Below are 18,623 nucleotides of genomic sequence, written 5' to 3'. Positions count from 1 at the left end.
TAAGACAATCCCACATCCCTAGGGATCCCTCCTCCAGATAGGTGACACTGGAGCTAGGTCGCCGACTTCTTCAAGGAGGGGAGTATGAGTAGGAGCTTGCTGGAGCAGTTGCGAGAGATGACCGTCGTGGTGGCCGACACGGGGGATATCAACGCCATCGAGACCTTTAAGCCGCAGGATGCCACCACCAATCCCTCTTTGATTACAGCGGCCGCCCAAATGCCCCAGTACCAGGGCATTGTCGATGAGACCTTGCTTAAAGCCCGCCAAGAACTGGGACCCAAAGCCGACACCAAAGCCGTGGTGGCCCACGCTATTGACCAACTGGCGGTGGCTTTTGGCGTGCGCATTCTGTCCATTATTCCTGGCCGCGTCTCGACGGAGGTAGATGCCCGCCTCTCTTACAACACGGAAGCTACGGTTGCCAAGGCCCGCCATCTCATCGAGCTCTACAAGGCGGCAGGGGCGGATCCCAAGCGGGTGTTGATTAAAATTGCTGCTACTTGGGAAGGAATCCGCGCCGCCGAGATCCTGGAAAAAGAAGGGATCCACTGCAACCTAACTCTGATGTTTGGCCTGCACCAGGCCATTGCCTGTGCGGAAGCAGGGGTAACCCTCATCTCGCCCTTTGTGGGCCGCATCTTGGATTGGTACAAGAAGCACACCGGCCGGGAGAGCTACCCACCCGCCGAAGATCCGGGCGTGCAGTCGGTAACCCAGATCTACAACTACCTGCGCAAGTACGATTACCCGACGGAGGTAATGGGCGCCAGCTTCCGCAACATTGGGGAAATCATCGAGTTGGCCGGCTGCGATCTGCTTACCATCTCGCCAGTTCTCTTGGCGGAGCTGCAAAACACCGAAGGCCACCTGGAGCGCAAACTGGATCCGGAAAAAGCCAAGAAAATGGACATCCCGCGCCTGGTGATGGATCGAGCCACCTTCGACCAGATGCACCGGGAAAACCGCATGGCTTCAGAAAAGCTGGAAGAAGGGATCCAGGGCTTCTCCAAGGCGCTGGAGGTGCTGGAAAGGCTGCTCACCGAGCGGCTGCAGAAGCTGGAGGGCGCCAAGGAAACGATTACCCACGCCGCCCAGGATGTCTTCCGCATCTACGACCTGGATGGGGATGGCTTCATTACCCGCGAGGAGTGGATGGGGGCGGATCGTGTCTTCGATGCCCTCGACACCAACCAAGACGGCAAAATTACCCCCGAAGAAATGCTGGTCGGCCTAGGGGCAGCCGTCTACTTGAGGAATTAGCCAGCCAGCTCTATGGGCGAGAACTTTCGCTGCATCGGGGATGGGGTAGCTGCCCTAGAGGCCCAGGCCCGCCGCTGGATTGCCCAGCGGCTACAGGGGATCCCTTACGATCCGCCCCCGGGCCCGGCGGCCAGCCAGGTGCTGCGCTGGATCGAGACGGACTTACTCCCCCGCCTGCAGCAAACGCCCCAGGAGCTGGAAAATCTCCTGCGCGGGCTCAATGGGGGCTATGTGCCCAGCGGCCCTTCCGGCGCCCCCACGCGGGGCCGGGTGGAGGTGTTGCCCACCGGGCGCAACTTCTACTCGGTGGATATCCGCGCCATTCCTACCCCCACCGCCTGGCAGGTTGGCTCGCTGGCCGCCGAGCGGGTGGTGGAGCGCTACGTGCAAGAGCAGGGGGAATATCCCCGCCACCTGGGCCTATCCGTTTGGGGAACTGCCACCCTGAGAACCGGCGGCGAGGACTGGGCGGAGGCACTGGCGCTCTTGGGGGTTAGGCCCCGCTGGGAGGGGGGACGGGTGGTGGATATCGAGATTCTGCCTGTAGCGGCTTTGGGCCGCCCCCGCGTGGACGTAACCCTGCGCATCTCCGGCTTCTTTCGCGATGCTTTTCCCAACCTCATTGCCCTCTTCGACCGGGCTGTGCAGGCCGTGGCCGCCCTGGAAGAACCGGAAGCCGACAACCCCCTGCGGGCCCAGGTGCTGGCCGATACCCAGTACTGGCAGGAGCAAGGGATCCCGCCTTCAGAAGCGGCAGAGCGGGCGCGGCTGCGCATCTTTGGCTCCAAACCAGGGGCCTACGGAGCCGGACTGCAGGGGCTAATCGAGGCGCAAAACTGGGAAACCGAGGCGGATCTGGCCCGCGCCTACCTCAACTGGAGCGGCTACGCCTACCGAGCTGAGGGCGAGGGAGAGCCGGCTCCTGCAGCCCTGCAGCGGCAACTGGCCCGCTTGCAAATTGTCCTGCACAACCAAGACAACCGCGAGCACGATCTCCTCGACTCCGATGACTACTACCAGTTTCAGGGGGGCATGGTGGCAGCCGTGCGCACCCTTCAGGGCCGCAACCCCCAAATCTACTTCGGGGATCACGCCCGTCCCCACAATCCCAAGATCCGCACCCTGGCCGAAGAGATCGACCGCGTCTATCGCGCCCGCGTCGTCAACCCCAAGTGGATTGCCGGCGTGATGCGCCACGGCTACAAAGGCGCCTTCGAGATGGCCGCCACGCTGGACTACCTTTTTGCCTACGACGTCACCACCCACGCCGTGCCGGATTTTATGTACGCCGGGGTGGCCCGCGCCTACCTGTTGGATCCCCGGGTGCAGCAGTTTTTGCGAAACCACAACCCCTGGGCGCTGCGGGATATGAGCGAGCGGCTGCTGGAAGCCCACCAGCGGGGCTACTGGCAAGAGCAGGCCCTAGAGCTGGTGCCCCAGCTGGAAGCCCTGCTGCTGGAGATGGAAGCCCGGCTGGAGGCCACCCAGGGATCCCTGGCGGGAGAAGGTTAAGTTCAGCTAAGATGCTCTCAGCAAACCAGGCGCGGAGGGATCCCAATGATGAGCAAAGCCAAGTTACTGCGAGAGATTCTGGGGCCCCTGCTGGAAGATTACCGCTACTGGTTTGAGCGCTCGCGCCGCTTTTTGCAAGAAGAAACCTTAGAATTTATTAGCCCAGAGGCGCAGCAGGCCCTTCTGGAGCGGGTTTTGGCTGCCCAAGCAGAATTGCAGGCAGCAGAAGCCCTCTACCACCTGTCGGATAATGAAGTTGGCGTTGACCCAGCCTTAATGGCAAAATGGCATCGCCTGCTGATGGAGTGCGCCGAGCTGGGCCGCCGTTTTCGCCAAATCCACCCCTCCTCCGACTCCTCTGAAGTGTGATGCTGCAGATCCTCTACCTCATTGCCTTTGTGGCCATTGCCTTTGTGGCGCTACGCAACCTGGTGACCAACGTAGTTACCTTAAGCAAAGAAGAGCGCAAGGCCTCGCCGCGCCGCACTCGCCGACAGGCGCCTCACCCAGAGCTCTTGGACGAGGAGGGCAACTTGACGGAAGAGCCATTGCTGGTAATCCGCGCAGGCAGTGTTGATGAGGCTCGCCGCCGCCTGGAGGAGCTCTTTTCCAACTCCCCTGACGAGGAGTAGCAACAAGGCCAATAGGGGCAAGGCGGTCTGAGTTTGAGGTGGAGGCTCAGGTAGCTCAGGGTTTGGGCAAAACGGCCCTGCGCAGAGATTTTGGTCCTCTGGGGTGAATTCCCTTCCTCCCGCCGCAAGAACTAGCTGCGAATGCAGAGGCGGGATCCCTGAGGGGAGGGCTGCACCTCGATGCGGTGGGGAAAGGCATCTTGCAAGCTGGGGATGTGGGTGATGACCAGGATGCAGGCAAAGTCAGAGGCCACAGCGTTGATGGCCGCCAGTAGCTGGGCCCGCCCGACAGCGTCCTGGGAGCCAAACCCCTCGTCAATGATCAATGTTTGCAGGTCGGATCCCGAGCGCTGGGTAAGCAGGCGGGAGAGGGCCAGGCGGATGGCGAAGTTGATGCGGAAGGCCTCGCCGCCGGAGTAGGTCTCGTAGGGGCGGGTGCCGCGGGGATCGGCGATGAGGATGTCAAGGGTTTCAATTAGCTTGTCCGAGCGTCGCCCCGAGCGCTGGGTTACAAAACGCAGATGGAGGCGGTGTTGGGTGAGGCGGCTCAGGATTTGGTTGGCCTGGGCCTCCAGCTCCGGCAGAACGTTTTCAATGATCAGGGCGGGAATGCCGTTACGGCCATAGGCGTTGGCCAGCTCCTGGTACACCTGCTGCTGGCGGCGGGCTTGCTGTAGTTGCTGCTTCAGCTCCGCTTGCTCCGCTTGTCGCTCGAGGGCTTGCTGCAGCCGCTGCTGGGCCGCCCCCATCTGGGAGAGCACCTGATCTAGCTCTTGTCGGTGCTGCTGCAGGGCTTGGCGGATCTCTTCCAGCTGGGCGGGCGAGACCTCGGGCTGCTCTGCCAGTTGTTGCTGCAGCGCCTCCAGCTCTTGGGTGGCCTGGGCAAGGTGCTGGCGGCTTTCCTGCAGGCGCTGGGCCAAGACCTGGCTGCGGGCTCTTGCTTCCGGCAACTCCTGGCGGGCTATCTGAAGGGCCTGCAGGCGGGCCGGCCACAGTTGCGCCTGGGCCAGTTCTGTTTTTACCTGCTGGTGCAGGGATCCGTCGTAGCCAAGGTGGTTCAGCGCCTGTTCGATCTGGGCCAGTCGCTCTGCCAGGGCAGCCGAGGAGGGCGTCTGCTGCAGGGCTTCCAGTTGGGCTTGTAGGGAGGCGATTTGCTCGCCTAGGCGGGCGCGGCGCTCCTGGGCTTTGCGCAGTTCTTGGGAGCGGCCCAGGGCCCAGCGCCAGCGCTCCAGCTCTCCCCGCTGCAGGGCGTGTTCCCGTTCGTCGTAGCCCAACTGCTGCAGGGCCTGCTGGATCTGGGCTAGCTGCTGCCGCGCCTTTTGGGCATAAGTTTCTTGACTGAGGAGCTGCTCCAGTTCTGCTGCTTCTGCCCGCCAAGCCTCCAGTTGCCGCTGCCGCTCCCGCTCGGCCTCCCACTGCTGTTGCAGCCGCCCCTGGAGGTGCAGTCGCTCGTCCCAGCTGGCCAATTCTTGGCCCAGACGCCGGGCTTCTTCTTGCAGCAACCCAATCTCCCGGTCAGCCACCGCCAGTTGCTCGCGGATAACAAAGAGCTCGCCGGCAATCTCCTCTTGGCGCTGGCGGTGTCTCTTCAGGACCACCGCCCTCAGGGGCGGGCTGAGCGGGCGGGCGCAGAGAGGGCAAATCCAAAGGTGGGATCCCGGGGCAGCCAGCGCTTGGGCGGGCGCTTCCGAGGCTGGATGCGCTTCCTCCTCACCCTCTGCCATCGACTTCACTCCCGCCAAGGCAGGGACGGAGGGGTGCCTTTCTTGGTGGGGAGGATCAGGGTCCGAGCGATCCGCCTGCAGGGACTCTGGCTCACCACCGTTGCTGGGGAACACTTCTAGCAGGCGGCAGCGCTCCTCCTCCTGTTGCCACTGCTGCTGGAGAAGCCGCTGCCGCTCCTGGAGCTTCTGCACGAAGAGGCGGCGTTCCTGGATTTTTTCCAACACCTGCTGCTGGTAGAGGCGCTGCCGCTCCAGCTCTGCCAGAGCTGCTGCCCCGGCGGCAATTTTCTGGGCCAGCTGCTGCTGGTGTTGGGCCAGGGTTTCCTCGCTTTGCAGGTGCTGCTTGAGGAACTGGAGGCGAGCTTGCAGGCGTTCTCGCTCGCGGCGGATCTCCTCCTGCCAGTGCCGTTGTTGCTCCAGGAGGAGGGCGGCTCGGGCCTGAGCCTGGTTCAAGCTCTGGAGCCGCTCTTGGGCTTGCCGGTAGTGGTACAGGGCGCTTTCAATACGCTCCTGTTCTGCCAGCAGTTGGGCATCGGCTGCAGCCTGGGCCTGGCAGGCGGCCAATTCCTGTTGCAGCCGTTGCCTCCTTTGCAGGTGTTGCTGCTGCTCGGCCTGTTGGGTCTGCAGCTTTTGGCGTTCCTGCACCAGGTATTGCTGCTGCTGAAAGAGGTGGTGGAGATGGCGATCCTGGGCCATTAGGGCTTGATAGCGTTCGTAGCCGGCCTGGATCTCTGCGCTTTTGGCAACCAGCTCTTCCAGCTGCAGAAGCTGCTGCCGCTGCGCCCGCCACTGCTGTTCGGTGTGGTGCAGGTTGGCGCTGAGCTTCTGCAAATGTTGGGCAAGCTGCTGCTGTCGCTCCTGGAGGGTGCGGCGATCTTCATAGGCGCGTTCTAGAGCCTGCAGCTCCTGCTGCTGCTGTACCAGGAGCTGTTGGAGATGGGTTTGCCGTTGCCGGAGCTGCTCCAGTTCGGCTTGGATTTGGTCAAGCTCAGCAGGGTGTTGCTCCAGCTTGTGCAGACGCTCTTGGAGCAGATCGGCCCTGAGCTTGGCGCTGCGGGCCCGTTCACGGCAGCGCTCGGCCAGCAAGTCGTACTGGCCTAGCTTGAGCATGTCGGCCAAGATCTGTTTGCGCTCGCCGGGGCGCTTTAGGGTAAAGGCATCGGCCTGTCCCTGGCGCAGATAGGCGGAGTGGAGGAAGGTGTCGTAGTCAAGGCCAAGCTGACTTTCAATTGCCTCTTGGGTGGCGCGCAGGCCTCGGCGGGTGAGGCTGCGCCAAAGGGCTTGGCCGTCTCTTTCTCCCATCTGGATTTGCCACTCCAGGGATCCCTCCCCCGAGAGGTGGCGGCTGCGCAGAACGCGGTAGGTCTGCCCGCGCGAGCGGTAGATCACCTCTACCCAAGTTTCGCTGGCCCCTTTGCGGATGAGATCGCTGTCGTTGCTGGCCCGGCTCTGTCCCCAGAGACCCCAGGTCAGGGCGTCCAGCAAAGCCGATTTGCCCGCTCCGTTGGGGCCGCAAATGCAGGCGGTGTGGATCCCGCGCAGATCCAAAACCGCCTGAGAGTAGCAGAGAAAGTTGTGTAAGGTCAGGCGAACTGGGATCACGGGGGCGGCTCTGGTCGCGGCAAAACCATGGCGCTGAGCCATCTAATCCATTATGAGTTATAGGAGTTATTTGCTAAACCCAAGCCCTGCTAAATGCCATTGCAGTTGCCAGCAAAAAGCCGTTTTGTCCTAGGGACTTAGCTGAGCTTTTGGATGGGCGCGATGCGGGGATCCAAAATTTTTTGGCCAACGGCGGGAAATTTCACGGCCAAGGTAACCTGGTCGCCACTGCCAAAGATGTGAGTAATTTGCCCCTGGCCGAATTTGGGGTGTTGCAGGCGATCTCCCACCGCCCACTCTTGGGATCCCTTGCAGCCAGTAGCTGCCTCTCTCGGCTTGGCTACCTTGCTAGGTTGCCGAGGGCTGCCTCTGTGCCACTGGATTAGGTTTTGCGGCAGCTCACTTAAAAATAGAGAGGGGATGGCAGACTCGCGGTTGCCGTAGAGCCGCCGCTGGCTGGCGTAGCAGAGAAACACTTGCTCGCGGGCACGGGTAATGCCTACATAGCAAAGGCGCCGTTCTTCCTCCAAAGCAGCGGGATCCTCCAGGGCGCGGAAATTGGGAAACAGGCCCTGTTCCAACCCCACCAAAAAGACCACAGGGAACTCCAGCCCTTTGGAAGCATGCAACGTCATCAAAGACACTTTCTTGGCCCCTTCCTGGAGAGTGTCCACGTCCGAAGCCAAAGAGACTGTGCTCAAGAAAGCCTCGAGGCTGGGATCCTCCTGTTCTTCTTCAAATTGACGGGCGGCGTTGTAGAGCTCCATTACGTTGGCGAGTCTTTCCTCAGCCTCTCCCTGGGCCTTGAGATCTGCCAGATAGCCAGAATCCCGCAAAAGCCCCTCCAAAAGGGTGGCAGCAGAAACCTGAGCCACTTGTTTGTGCCAATGTTCGATGAACCGGACAAACTGGAGAACTGGCTTAGCGGAACGCCCCACCAAGTTGGTTACAGCAGCCTCGTCGCTGAGGAGAGTCCATAGGGGCACATTTAAGGCAGCCGCCGCTTCGGTGAGCTTGTCCAGGGTTGATTTGCCAATGCCCCGCCGCGGCACATTGATAATACGCAGCAGGCTAAAAGAGTCAGCAGGGTTGAGCACAACCCGCAAATAGGCCAGCACATCCTTAATTTCTTTGCGATCGTAGAATCGCAGCCCGCCCACTACTGTGTAAGGGATCCCCCACCGCAGCAAAACCTCTTCAAAGGGGCGAGACTGAGCATTGGTGCGGTAGAGAATGGCAAAATCTCCCCAGGAAAAGTTGGGATCTTGGCTGTGTAACCTGCGGATGGTGTTGACCACAAACTCAGCCTCGGCAATCTCGTCCTCCGCCTGGTAGCAAACGATGGGATTGCCCGCTGGCCGAGTTGGCCGGAGAACTTTATCAATGCGCTCTGTGTTGTTTTCAATGAGAGCGTTGGCGGCCTGCAAAATCGTGGCGGTGGAGCGATAGTTTTCCTCCAGCTTGATCAGGGTGCGGGTATCGTCATCTGGGAGGCCATCGCCAAAGGTCTCTTGAAACTCCAGCAAAATGGTGAAGTCTGCTCCGCGAAAGCGATAGATGCTCTGATCGGCATCGCCCACCACAAAGATGGAGCGGTTTGTCCAGTCCCATTGGGAGCGGCGCTTCTCGCCGTTGGTAACCAGCAATCGGATTAGCTCGTACTGGGTGCGGTTGGTGTCTTGGTACTCGTCCACCAGAATGTGCCGGAAGCGCTGGTGCCAGTAAGCCAAGACCTGCTCGTTTTGGCGAAACAGCTGCACCGGGATCCAAATTAAGCTGTCGAAGTCGAGGGCGTTGTTGGCCGCCAGTTGATCTTCGTAGAGCTCGTAGACCTGGGCGAGGATGCGACCCCGAAAGTTGGGCTGGTGGCGCTCCAAATCGGCGGGAGTCCAGCCCTGGTTTTTGGCCTTGCTGATGGCGTAGCGCACCGACTTGGGCTCGAACTGGCGCTCGTCCAAGTTGAGTTGCTTGGTTACAATTTCTTTAATCAAAGATTGGGCGTCCGACTCATCGAAAATTGAGAAGTCACGAGTCCACTTGCGTCCCTTGGGATCCCGGTATTTTTCAATCTCCAGGCGCAAGACTTGGGCAAATAGGCTGTGGAACGTGCCGATCCAGAGGGGCTTAATCCAGCGGCGGTAAACGCTGGACTTCAAGCGCGTTGCCTGGGCCGGCTCCAGTTGCGTAAGCGGGATCCCAAACTGCTCCTGCGCCTCCTGCTCAGCAAAGAGCTGCTCGATGCGCTCCTTCATTTCCCGGGCGGCCTTGTTGGTGAAGGTAACAGCCAAAATCTCCTCCGGATTCACCCGGTAGTGGCGGATGAGGTAGGCAATGCGGTGGGTAAGGGTACGTGTCTTGCCGGAACCTGCCCCCGCCACCACCAGCAAGGGGCCACAGAAATGTTGCACCGCTTGGCGTTGAGAGGGATTGAGGCCATCCAACAAGGAGCTAGAAGTCATCTCTCGCCACCGAGAAACTGCTTTCCATTATGGGCAAAGGCTGCCCGCCAACCCAGTGGGAGCATTTGGGGGCGGCAGAGCCAAAGATGAAGAGCGGTGAAGATCGGTTAAGATTTGGCCGGCTCACCCCGAACTTCCCGCCATGAGCTGCTGTGGCCCGCCCAAGCGCTGCCGGCTTGGTTTTGCAAAAAGACCTCTTGCTTTGGGGGTTGCCACCTTTGCTCTGCTTTCTGCAGGCCCCTTGGCTCCAGCTCAAGCCGGCAACTGCCCCAGCAACGGCAACCCCAACGCCCCTCTTACCCTGCAGCTGGAAAGCATTGCTGGGGATCGGCTCGACTTAAGTCAGTACGACGGCCTGCAGGTGGTGATCTTGACCAACAGCCAAACCCGCTCCCAAGCGGAAGCGCTTTCCAAAAGCTTGACCCTGGAGTTTGGACAAAATCCCCGCCTGCGCCAGATTGTGCTCGTAGACGGCAGGGGGCTGCTGCCAGTGCGAAACTTGGTTTTGCAGGCCATCCGCGAGAGGGCGCCCACGGATCCGCGCTTGGTTTCTCCGTTTGTCTATGTTGCCGTTGACTTTGAGGGATCAGCCATCCAGAAACTGCAGGAGGTGGCTGCTGCAGCATTGCCAGGGATTGATTTTCGCCGCCAGGCTGCCTTGCTGCTTTTGGATGGCCAAGGCACCCTCCTAAGCGGGTTTGCCAATCTGGAGCAATCGAACCTCAGCATTCGCCAGTGCATTCGCACGCAGGTTTGAGTGGCTGGGAGCTTCCTCCCCAGTCGTTAAACTGGTCCTAGCGAAGTTAAACCTGTCCAACGGCTTAAGGCCGGGATCCGATGCGCCGCCAGCTCAAGACCTTAAACCAAATCCTCAGCTACAAGCTGGCCGATTTGCGGCTATTTGGCCGCGCGGAACTGAAGGGGCCTGTTCTCCATGTGCTGCTGGAGCGGTTGCCTGGCGACGTGGTGGACACGCTGCAGGTGATGGAGGTGGTGCGCAGCGCCGTCGAGGCTTCGCTGCTGCAGGGGTTGCGCAAAGTCAACGTCTACCTCTGGTGCCGTGGCCAAACGGACGAAGCACCCGAGTGGAGCGAAAGTTTTGTCGTGGAGCCGTTGATCCTGACCAAGCCTGAGGGGGCTTGGAGCCGCGCCTCCAGCTACCGGCAAGACTATCCCGGCATGCGGGTACTGTTTTTTTGCTTGGGCCTTGGTCTAGGTGGCCTTTACCTCTTGGGGAGCGGGGAGCAGAGGGATTGGTTGGATTGGATCCCTGTGGGGCTTGCCTTCACCTTGGGGGTGATCTTCCCCTGGCTCAAACGCTCCCTCAACCAACTGGCACCCCCTCGCTTTCTCCGCCTTGGCCTGGGGTTAGGGCTGGTCTTGTTGGGCCTAGCGGTGGCGCTGATCTGGCAGCAGGGCTGGGGCGTAGCCCATGGGATCCTAGCGCTGCTAGCTCTTCTCTTGCTGGGCTTGGGATCCTAAGACCTCTTCAGGAGCTGTGGTGCCGCTGAAAACGGGCAGGGCTGGCCCCGTCATCCACACGTGCTGCGTTTCCAGATCCCAGCGAACCTCCAGGTGGCCACCCGGCAGCTCCACCGTGGCTTGGGGCTCTGCTTGCTCCTCCAAAACGGCGGCCACCAAGGCGGCACAGGCGCCTGTCCCACAGGCCAGCGTTGCCCCTGCCCCCCGCTCCCAAACCCGCAGCCGCAGGTAACTTGGGCTGAGCACCTGCACAAACTCAGTGTTGGTGCGCTCGGGAAAAGCCGGGTGATGCTCAAATAAAGGGCCCACCTTTTCCAACTCCAGCTCCTCCAGGGATCCCTCCTCCTCCAGGAAGACCACGCAATGGGGGTTGCCCATGCTCACCGCCGTTACCCGCCACTCTCGTCCGGCTACTTGCAGCGGCTGCCGCATCACCCTCTCCTCTGGCCTGGCAAGCGTGGTGGGAATCTGCCCGGCCAACAGGCGGGGGATCCCCATGTCCACTGTTACCAAGCCATCGGGCCGCACCCGCGGCACAATCCGCCCTGCCAAGGTGTGGATTTGGTAGGCGCCGTCCCGGCTAGGGATCCCCAGATCCTGTAAAAAGCGGGCCAGGCAGCGGATGCCGTTGCCGCACATTTCCGCCTCCGAGCCGTCGCTGTTGAACAGGCGCATGCTGAAATCAGCTCCCTCCTGCCCTGGCAGGAGAAAAATGACTCCATCTGCCCCCACGCCAAAGCGGCGGTTGCAGAGGGCAGCGGCCTCTTCTGGAGTCAGGCAGGGCTGGGGCTGGTGGCGGTTGTCCACCAAGATGAAATCGTTTCCCAACCCTTGGTACTTGTGGAAGGCAAGACGGGAGGGCAGCCGAATGGCCATGCAGGGCAACCGCAAAACAACCGGCTTCAATCCTCGTGCATTTCGTAGGGATCCTTCAAGTGCTTGGAGGGGGGGCCAAAGGCCGTGTAGATGGCAAAGGCGGTAATGCCAATGGTGACGGCCACAATGGCTACAATGAGGGAAAGGCTAGCTTCCATCGCGGGGATCCCAAGAGAGTTCCTCTAAAGTCTTACACAAGTTTACAAAAAATGGTAACCGGCGGAGAATCCCCTGGGGGGTAGGGAGGAAGGATGTCAAGATTCATTGCTGAAGGCAGAGGGAGGGGGTCAGATTCTGGTAGCGTGATTTAAGATGGCTGTCCTTGTGGCAGTGAGGCCAGGGGAGTCGCTACAGGCCTTTTTTCTGCCTTGACAAACCCATCGTGTCTTTACCCTCCAGTGAGAACTATGGCCATTCGTACCCGACTGGGCGATCTGCTGCGTCCGCTGAACTCGGAATATGGCAAGGTAGCCCCTGGCTGGGGCACCACGCCTCTAATGGCAGTCTTCATGGTGCTGTTTGGCATCTTTATGCTGATTCTTCTAGAGATCTACAACAAGTCGCTGCTTCTGGAAGACATTAACGTCTCCTGGGAGAGCCTCAGCTTCTAGTTTGGACTTGCCAAGCAGCCTAGGTGGTGTACTCGGCATTGATCCGCACATAGTCGTAGCTGAGATCGCAGCCCCAGGCAACGCCCTGGCCAGGCCCTTGGTGGAGGTCTACCGTGAAAGTTACCGGATCCCCCTTGAGGTACTCGCGGGCTGCCTGGCGGTCAAAAGGTAGGGGCATCCCCTTCTCTAGGAGCAGGAAATCTCCCAGCCGGATCTCCAAACGGCGGCTGTCAAAAGGGATCCCCGCTCGTCCGGCAGCGGCAGCCACCCGTCCCCAGTTGGGGTCGTTGCCAAAGGCTGCTGCCTTTACTAGGGGAGAGCTAGCGATGACACGGGCTACCTGCCGAGCGGACCGGTCGTCGGGGGCGCCCTGCACTCGGATTTCCAACAACTTGGTGGCTCCCTCCCCATCGCGGGCAATGGCCTTGGCTAGGTGAATGCACACCTGGATCACCATCTCGGCCAGGACTTGGGCAGCTTTCGTACCACGCTGCAGGGTAGGTGTCCCACTCTGGCCGTTGGCTAGGGCCAGCACCATGTCGTTGGTGCTGGTATCCCCATCCACCGTGATTTGGTTAAAGCTAAGCTCAACAGCCTCCTGGAGGATTTGCTGCCAGAGGGGGGGGTCCACTGCCGCATCGCAGGTTAGAAAAGCAAGCATCGTTGCCAAGTTGGGGTGGATCATACCGGATCCCTTGGCGATCCCTCCCACTCTGACGGTGTAGCCATCAATGTCGGCCTCTAGGGCGGTGCTCTTGGTAACTAGATCGGTGGTGAGGATGGCGCGGGCAGCGCTCTCTCCTCCCTGCGGTGAGAGGCTGTCGATAAGGCGGGGCAGGGCTGCCTTGATTTTGGCCATTTCCAGTTGTTGCCCTATGACCCCAGTTGAGGCGGTGAGCACCTGTTGGGGTGGGATCCCCAGGCGCTCTGCCACCCAGCGGGCCAACTGGGCGTTGTTGCGCTCCCCTTCTTCTCCGGTACAGGCGTTGGCCTGGCCAGCGTTGCAAAGGATGGCCCGCACCGGCTGGCCTTGGGCCAGGATGCCTCGGCTGTAGGTAACACAAGCGGCCTTGACCTGGTTGGTGGTGAAAACGCCAGCCCCTACCGCCTCGCAGTCGGAAACAATTAGAGCGAGATCGGCAGCGCCGGAGGGCTTGAGGCCAGCGGCTACACCAGCAGCGCGGAAGCCGCGGGGGGCAGTTACGGCACCTGCAACGGGTTTAAATTGGGCTCCCATAGGTTTCAGGAGGGTGGTGGATTGGCCTCATCATACCGGCTTCTCTCTCTGACAGCTGCCCGGTAGAGTAGAGTTTCCCGAAAGGGCAGGCTGGCCTTTTGCCCTGGGGTGGTGTAGGGGTGCTGTTAGCGTTACCAAGCTGCGGTAGCAGTAGGGCTACGATGAGTTAAGGATCCCTTGCTTTTGCTTGTTCCGGGACTCCCGACCCAGGAAAGGTAAGCCATGCCTGCCCCGCTGCTTGTCCTCAACCACGTCAGCAAGGTTTATGCCAATGGCACAGTGGCCTTGCAGGATATGAGCCTAGCCATTCCAGAAGGGCAGTTTGTTAGCTTGGTGGGGCCCTCTGGCTGTGGGAAGAGCACGGTGCTCCGACTCATTGCTGGCCTGGGTCAGCTAACTAGTGGCTCGATTGAGTGGGGATCCAATTGCCAGCAGAACGTCCCCAGCCGTTCGGCGGAATCCAAGTTGGCTTTCGTGTTCCAGGAGCCAGCTCTCCTCCCCTGGGCCACGGTAATGGAGAATGTGCGCCTGCCCTTAAAGTTGGCCGGCGAGCCCAAGGAAAAAGCAGATCCCAAGGTATTGCAGGCGCTGCAACAGGTGGGCTTGCAAGGGTTTGAGGGCAGTTTTCCCCGCGAACTCTCAGGGGGAATGCGCATGCGCGTTTCCATTGCCCGTGCCCTGGTCACGAATCCGCAGGTGCTGCTCATGGACGAACCCTTTGGAGCTTTGGACGAGATCACCCGCAGCAAGTTGAACAGTGAGCTCCTGCAGCTGTGGCAAGAGCAGCGGTGGACGGTAATCTTTGTTACCCACAGCATTTATGAGGCCGTCTACCTCTCCAACCGCGTTGTGGTCATGGCAGCCCGGCCGGGGCGGGTGGTGGCGGATATCCCCATCGAGGCTCCCTACCCTCGTTCAGAAGACTTTCGCACCTCGCCTCTTTACAACGACTACTGTCGGGAGGTGGCGGCCCGTTTGCGCGAGGCTATGGCCGACGTGACTCAGGAGCCGTACCCGCCTTCAGTTAGACGCTTGCGCTAATAGGATGCCTGCTCGCCCTCTGTCTTGAACTCAACTTGCCCTTTACCCTATGTTGGACCGCTTGGCTTCGCTTCTCCAGTTCCTGGAGCACCAGCTGGGATCCCTAGGTGTAGGTATCTTGCCGGAGCACTTGTCTTGGCGTGGGCCGGCTAGAGCTCCAAGCGGCGCCGTAAAAGAAAAACTCAGGCCTGAACCTCGCAGAGAGGCTGAGGTACCCGGCCCTGGCCTATCGACTTCTCCCCAGCGGCTGCCTCTGGGCAAGTGGCTCAAGCCGGAGGTAATTGCCCCGGGGATGGTCGGCCTTCTCTTTCTGGGGCTCTGGGAGGTGGGGGTACGGCTGACAGGGGTTCCCCCCTACCTGTTGCCGGGGCCAATTTTGGTGGCTAAAACCCTGGTCCAGGAGTGGGGATCCCTTTTTCCCTCGCTGCTAGTTACCTTGCAGGTTACAGTAGTGGCTTTCCTCCTCGCTGCCGTCTCCGGGCTGTTGCTGGCCGTTTTGTTTACCCAGAGCAAATGGATTGAGCGCAGCTTTTTCCCCTATGCGGTGGTTTTGCAAACAACGCCCATCGTTTCCATTGCGCCCCTAATTATCATTTGGCTGCGCCACAACACCTTTGCTGCGATGGTGGTCTGCGCTTGGATTGTTGCCTTCTTCCCCATTCTCTCCAACACTACCCTAGGGTTAAACAGCGTCGATCACAACCTGCTCAACCTGTTTCAGCTGTATAAGGCCAACCGCTGGCAAACCCTGATTTACCTACGCCTACCCAGCGCTCTGCCCTATTTCTTGGGGGGCCTGCGCATCAGCGGTGGCCTTTCTCTCATTGGCGCGGTGGTGGCCGAGTTTGTGGCTGGTAGCGGGGGGGAGCGGGCTGGGATTGCCTACCAGATCTTGATCTCCAGCTTCAACCTCCAGGTGCCCCGCATGTTTGCCGCTCTGGTGCTGCTCACTGGCCTGGGGGTCCTGATCTTTGTGGCCTTGAGCGCTCTGTCCAACAAAATCCTAGGCCGTTGGCACGAAAGCGTGGTGCCCCGTAACAGCTAGGAACAACCCCCGCCAGCAGGCGGTGAATAGCCCAGGCCCCTGCCTAGGGGATTCTGCCTCTCCAGCTGCTTAGGGCAGCTTTGACTCTAGCATGCCAGGAACCAGATTCGAACTGGTGACACGAGGATTTTCAGTCCTCTGCTCTACCAACTGAGCTATCCCGGCTTCGATCCCCTATTTTAGAGCGCTCAGGAGCTCTTTGGCAACAGGGAGCGCCCCTTAGCCGATGAGCTTTTCCAGGGCCTCCATCTGCGGAATACAGAGGATGTCGCGGCTACGATCCCGGCGGATCAGCTCCTCCTGTTCCAGCTTAGCAAGAACGCGGGTAACCGTCTCCCGCGCTAAGCCGCTCAAGCTGCTCAGCTCCCGATGGGGCAAGTTGGGGATCTCTACGCCGCTGCGGCTGACCCGGCCCCGGGATTCTGCCAAGAAGAGAAGAATATCGGCAACGCGGGCAACACTGCTGGCCTCGCGCAACTGCAGCCGCCGGTTGAGCTGCCGCAAACGGCGGGACATGAGCTGGGCAAGGCGAATGCCAGCCTGGGCATGAGCAGTCAAAAAAGCCAGAAAATCCTGGGCCGGCAGACAGCAAACCTTGGTCGGTGTTAAGGCAATCACATCGCTGGAACGGGGTGCCTCATCCAAGGCGGCCATCTCTCCAAAGATCTCGCCTGGGCCGAGAATGGTGAGGGTAACCTCCCGCCCCTCTCCATCGTGAGTGCGAATTTTAACCCAGCCCTCCAGAATGAAATAGACGGCACTGCCCCAGTCATTTTGCAACAAGATGGCCTGGTTGACGGGGTAGGAGCGCAGCGCCATCTGCCGGGCCAGCGGCTCGAGCACCTCTGGAGGAAAGCCTTCAAACAATGGCATCAAGCGCAAATCCTCAGCCATTACCTCGCTCACTGGTGATCTCCTGCAGCTGCGCTTGCCAATCCTGACTGGTGTCCAACACGGTGAGGTAAGACCGTTCCCCCTCGGAAAAATCCTGCCACTGGGCCTGCTGCTGGGCAAGGAGATCGGCAGTGGCATCGGCAATGTCAGCCACGCTTCGCCCCTCCCCAATGCCTGAGGCCAAGAGGTCAGAGGGCAGAGAAGCCTGGCTGCGCCGCTGCAGACGCTCCCGGAGGACGAGCTCAGGAGCATGGCAGTAGAGAATACGCAGCGGGAGGCCGCGCCGTTGCGCTTGTTCCATCGCCAGGCTGCGCAGCGCTTGCCGGTCAAACTTGGCATCCAGAATGACGGTGTAGCCCTCCTGGGCCAATTCCACTCCCAACTGCACTAGGCGGCGGTAGGTTTTCTCAGTCATCTCGGGCGTATACACCTCTGGCCCCCCGCGCTGCCGCAGAGGGATCCCGGCCAAGTGCTTGCGCACGGCGTCGGAGCGAATGTGGATGGCTCCCCGCTGCCGGGCCAGGTAGCGGGCCACCGTACTTTTGCCTGCTCCCGACAGGCCAGCCATCAAAAACAACTGCCCCTGTTTGGGAAGGGTGTATTCCCAGGCCAGGCGGTAGTAGCGGGCGGCAGTGTGGAAGGCATTGGCTTTGGAAGCTTCCGAGGCAGCAGGATCGTCCAGCAAAAAAGAGGTGACCTTGGCCCGCACATAGGCCTGGCGATTGAGGTAAATGGGCAAGATCTTCAGTCCCTCCCAGTCACCCGTTTCTTCCAAATAGGTGTTCAAATAGGCATTGCCCAGATCGGGGCGGTGGCGGGCATCCAAATCCATCACCGCATAGGAGACGTCGTACATCGTATCCACAAAGCGGAAGGCCTCGTTGAACTCGATGCAATCGAAAAGCAAGATCTTGCCTTCCCAGTGGCAGATATTGCCCAGGTGCAGATCCCCGTGGCCTTCGCGGATGCGGTCTTGCTCGATTCTCTGGTAAAACAGCTCCTGCCGCCCGGCAAAAAAGCCATCCGTATAGGCTCGGGTCTCTCGGTACTGCTCGGCGGTCTGGGGGCCGCCGATGTAGCGTTGGGTCTGGGCGTAATTCTCGTCAAAGGCCTCCCGTACCCGCTCTGGTCGGCCAAAGCTGCGAATGTAGTCGTTGGTCGCCGCCTGGGCGTGAAAGGCCGCTACCGCCCGCCCTAGCTCCTCCATCAAGGCTGGTGTCAGCTCCCCCCGCTCGAGGAGGTTGCTAAAGAGTTGCTCTTGAGGAAATTGCCGCATTTTGAGGGTGTACTCCACTGGCTCGCCCCTGCCGTCAAGCTGGAACTGGCCCTTGGCGCGCACAATGGGCAACACCTCTAGGTAAAGCTCCGGCGCGCCCCGCTGGTTCAGGCGCAGCTCTTCTTGGCAAAAGTGGCGCCGCCGCTCGAGAGTTGTGAAGTTCAAAAAACCAAAATCTACGGGCTTCTTTACTTTATAGGCATAGTCGCCCGTCAGGAGAACATAGGAGATGTGGGTTTGGAGAAGCTGGATCGGCTCCTGCACCGGGTGGGGGTAAAACCCCGGCTCCAGCATTGCCTTGATGAGGGGCGGCAGGTGGGCAGTGACCATGGAAAACCACAGTAAGGGATCCCTATTTTCCTCCAACTTGCTCTCCGCCTAGTCTCCAAAAGGCAAGGCAGCCTCTAGGGGGGAAAGACGGATGATGCCGATCCCTTGCTTGACCAGAGTATCTTGAGCAGCAGCAGAAAGGGCGTAGGGCCAGACCAGATACTTGGTGTTGATGTAGTCGCGTCCCCGCTTGGCCAGGCTGACCTGTTCGGAGAGCATCCGCACCTCCGGCCCTCGGGTGATGATGGCTTCGGTGCGGCGGATGCGTTGCATCAGTTGGCTAAACAGCTCTTGGGGCTGCTGCACAAACACCACAATCGCCAGGTCGCAAGGATTGTAGTAGGTGCCGCTGCCACAGAGAAGCAGGGCCTCACTGGCAAGGACAAGCGTCTCCTCGTCCCCCAGGGCCACCACGGGGTAAAGAAAGGTGCGCACGTCCTCCGGCTGCCAGTGCGTGAAGGAGTAGCTCTCCACCTCTCCCCGCACCCAGGAGGAGATGGCCGGAAAAACTGCTTCGCTCAGCAGCCGATAGGCCGCCTGGGGTTGCCCCAGCCAGCAGAGGGCATTCTCATAGAAGCTCTCATTCTCCAACAGGTGAGGGGGGAGAGGATTAGCCATAGGCGGATCCGGCCACGGCTT

At 60.4% G+C, this 18,623-nt stretch carries 16 protein-coding genes, 1 tRNA gene and 1 pseudogene; 9 read left to right on the top strand and 9 right to left on the bottom strand.

Features of this window, described 5'->3' with window-relative positions; genetic code table 11:
* The first annotated feature begins 84 nt into the window (after positions 1-84).
* From NW830_RS07605 to NW830_RS07590, 4 genes and pseudogenes are all read left to right on the top strand, one after another.
* Positions 85-1,263 carry a transaldolase gene (locus NW830_RS07605; RefSeq protein ID WP_414404635.1) on the top strand — a complete coding sequence of 393 codons (1,179 nt, stop codon included), beginning with the start codon at positions 85-87 and terminating at the stop codon, positions 1,261-1,263.
* A 27-nt stretch (positions 1,264-1,290) separates the two neighbouring features.
* Positions 1,291-2,775: pseudogene (locus NW830_RS07600) on the top strand (cobaltochelatase subunit CobN); the annotation flags it as partial.
* A gap of 45 nt (positions 2,776-2,820) precedes the next feature.
* On the top strand, positions 2,821-3,144 hold the full coding sequence (locus tag NW830_RS07595; RefSeq protein ID WP_414404634.1) for a DUF2605 domain-containing protein: 324 nt from the start codon (positions 2,821-2,823) through the stop codon (positions 3,142-3,144).
* Positions 3,144-3,407 carry a DUF2973 domain-containing protein gene (locus NW830_RS07590; protein ID WP_414361332.1) on the top strand — a complete coding sequence of 88 codons (264 nt, stop codon included), beginning with the start codon at positions 3,144-3,146 and terminating at the stop codon, positions 3,405-3,407. The genes NW830_RS07595 and NW830_RS07590 overlap by 1 nt, the downstream gene beginning before the upstream one ends.
* Positions 3,408-3,538: 131 nt before the next feature.
* On the opposite strand, the gene NW830_RS07585 is transcribed toward NW830_RS07590, so the two are convergent.
* Both NW830_RS07585 and pcrA read right to left on the bottom strand, forming a co-directional pair.
* Positions 3,539-6,775 carry an AAA family ATPase gene (locus NW830_RS07585; protein WP_414404633.1) on the bottom strand — a complete coding sequence of 1,079 codons (3,237 nt, stop codon included), beginning with the start codon at positions 6,773-6,775 and terminating at the stop codon, positions 3,539-3,541.
* A gap of 95 nt (positions 6,776-6,870) precedes the next feature.
* Complete coding sequence (pcrA, locus tag NW830_RS07580) at positions 6,871-9,192, bottom strand: DNA helicase PcrA (protein ID WP_414404632.1); 2,322 nt, start codon at positions 9,190-9,192, stop codon at positions 6,871-6,873.
* Positions 9,193-9,433: 241 nt separating this feature from the next.
* Here pcrA and NW830_RS07575 point away from each other — a divergent pair, with 241 nt between their 5' ends.
* Positions 9,434-9,949, top strand: a complete 516-nt coding sequence (locus NW830_RS07575) for a hypothetical protein (protein WP_414361336.1) — start codon at positions 9,434-9,436, stop codon at positions 9,947-9,949.
* An 80-nt stretch (positions 9,950-10,029) separates the two neighbouring features.
* Complete coding sequence (locus NW830_RS07570; protein WP_414361338.1) at positions 10,030-10,674, top strand: hypothetical protein; 645 nt, start codon at positions 10,030-10,032, stop codon at positions 10,672-10,674.
* On the opposite strand, the gene dapF is transcribed toward NW830_RS07570, so the two are convergent.
* The gene (dapF, locus tag NW830_RS07565; RefSeq protein ID WP_414361339.1) at positions 10,642-11,550 is read right to left on the bottom strand and encodes a diaminopimelate epimerase; all 909 of its coding nucleotides are present in this window, start codon (positions 11,548-11,550) and stop codon (positions 10,642-10,644) included. The genes NW830_RS07570 and dapF overlap by 33 nt on opposite strands.
* Positions 11,551-11,576: 26 nt before the next feature.
* On the bottom strand, positions 11,577-11,708 hold the full coding sequence (psbN, locus tag NW830_RS07560; RefSeq protein ID WP_414361341.1) for a photosystem II reaction center protein PsbN: 132 nt from the start codon (positions 11,706-11,708) through the stop codon (positions 11,577-11,579).
* A gap of 249 nt (positions 11,709-11,957) precedes the next feature.
* Between psbN and psbH the strand changes: the two genes are divergently transcribed.
* On the top strand, positions 11,958-12,161 hold the full coding sequence (gene psbH, locus NW830_RS07555) for a photosystem II reaction center phosphoprotein PsbH (RefSeq protein WP_414361343.1): 204 nt from the start codon (positions 11,958-11,960) through the stop codon (positions 12,159-12,161).
* A gap of 19 nt (positions 12,162-12,180) precedes the next feature.
* Here psbH and argJ read toward each other — a convergent pair whose 3' ends face one another.
* Positions 12,181-13,398 carry a bifunctional glutamate N-acetyltransferase/amino-acid acetyltransferase ArgJ gene (gene argJ / locus NW830_RS07550; RefSeq protein ID WP_414361345.1) on the bottom strand — a complete coding sequence of 406 codons (1,218 nt, stop codon included), beginning with the start codon at positions 13,396-13,398 and terminating at the stop codon, positions 12,181-12,183.
* Between the two features lie 222 nt (positions 13,399-13,620).
* On the opposite strand from argJ, the gene NW830_RS07545 reads away from it, so the two are divergent.
* Entirely contained in the window at positions 13,621-14,439 is an 819-nt protein-coding gene (locus tag NW830_RS07545; RefSeq protein ID WP_414361347.1) for an ABC transporter ATP-binding protein, read from the top strand.
* Between the two features lie 49 nt (positions 14,440-14,488).
* Complete coding sequence (locus tag NW830_RS07540) at positions 14,489-15,484, top strand: ABC transporter permease (protein ID WP_414361349.1); 996 nt, start codon at positions 14,489-14,491, stop codon at positions 15,482-15,484.
* Between the two features lie 92 nt (positions 15,485-15,576).
* Here NW830_RS07540 and NW830_RS07535 read toward each other — a convergent pair.
* From NW830_RS07535 to NW830_RS07520, 4 genes are all read right to left on the bottom strand, one after another.
* Positions 15,577-15,649: transfer RNA gene (locus NW830_RS07535), tRNA-Phe, on the bottom strand.
* A 54-nt stretch (positions 15,650-15,703) separates the two neighbouring features.
* A complete protein-coding gene (locus tag NW830_RS07530) occupies positions 15,704-16,357 on the bottom strand; it encodes a Crp/Fnr family transcriptional regulator (RefSeq protein WP_414361351.1) in 654 nt (217 codons plus the stop codon).
* A 13-nt stretch (positions 16,358-16,370) separates the two neighbouring features.
* Positions 16,371-17,984, bottom strand: a complete 1,614-nt coding sequence (locus NW830_RS07525) for an AAA family ATPase (RefSeq protein ID WP_414361353.1) — start codon at positions 17,982-17,984, stop codon at positions 16,371-16,373.
* Between the two features lie 48 nt (positions 17,985-18,032).
* Complete coding sequence (locus NW830_RS07520; protein ID WP_414361355.1) at positions 18,033-18,602, bottom strand: hypothetical protein; 570 nt, start codon at positions 18,600-18,602, stop codon at positions 18,033-18,035.
* Positions 18,603-18,623 lie beyond the last annotated feature (21 nt).

Source organism: Synechococcus sp. OH30, from assembly GCF_047462175.1.
GTDB lineage: Bacteria > Cyanobacteriota > Cyanobacteriia > Thermostichales > Thermostichaceae > Thermostichus.
This window is presented reverse-complemented; position numbering and strand designations above follow the sequence as displayed.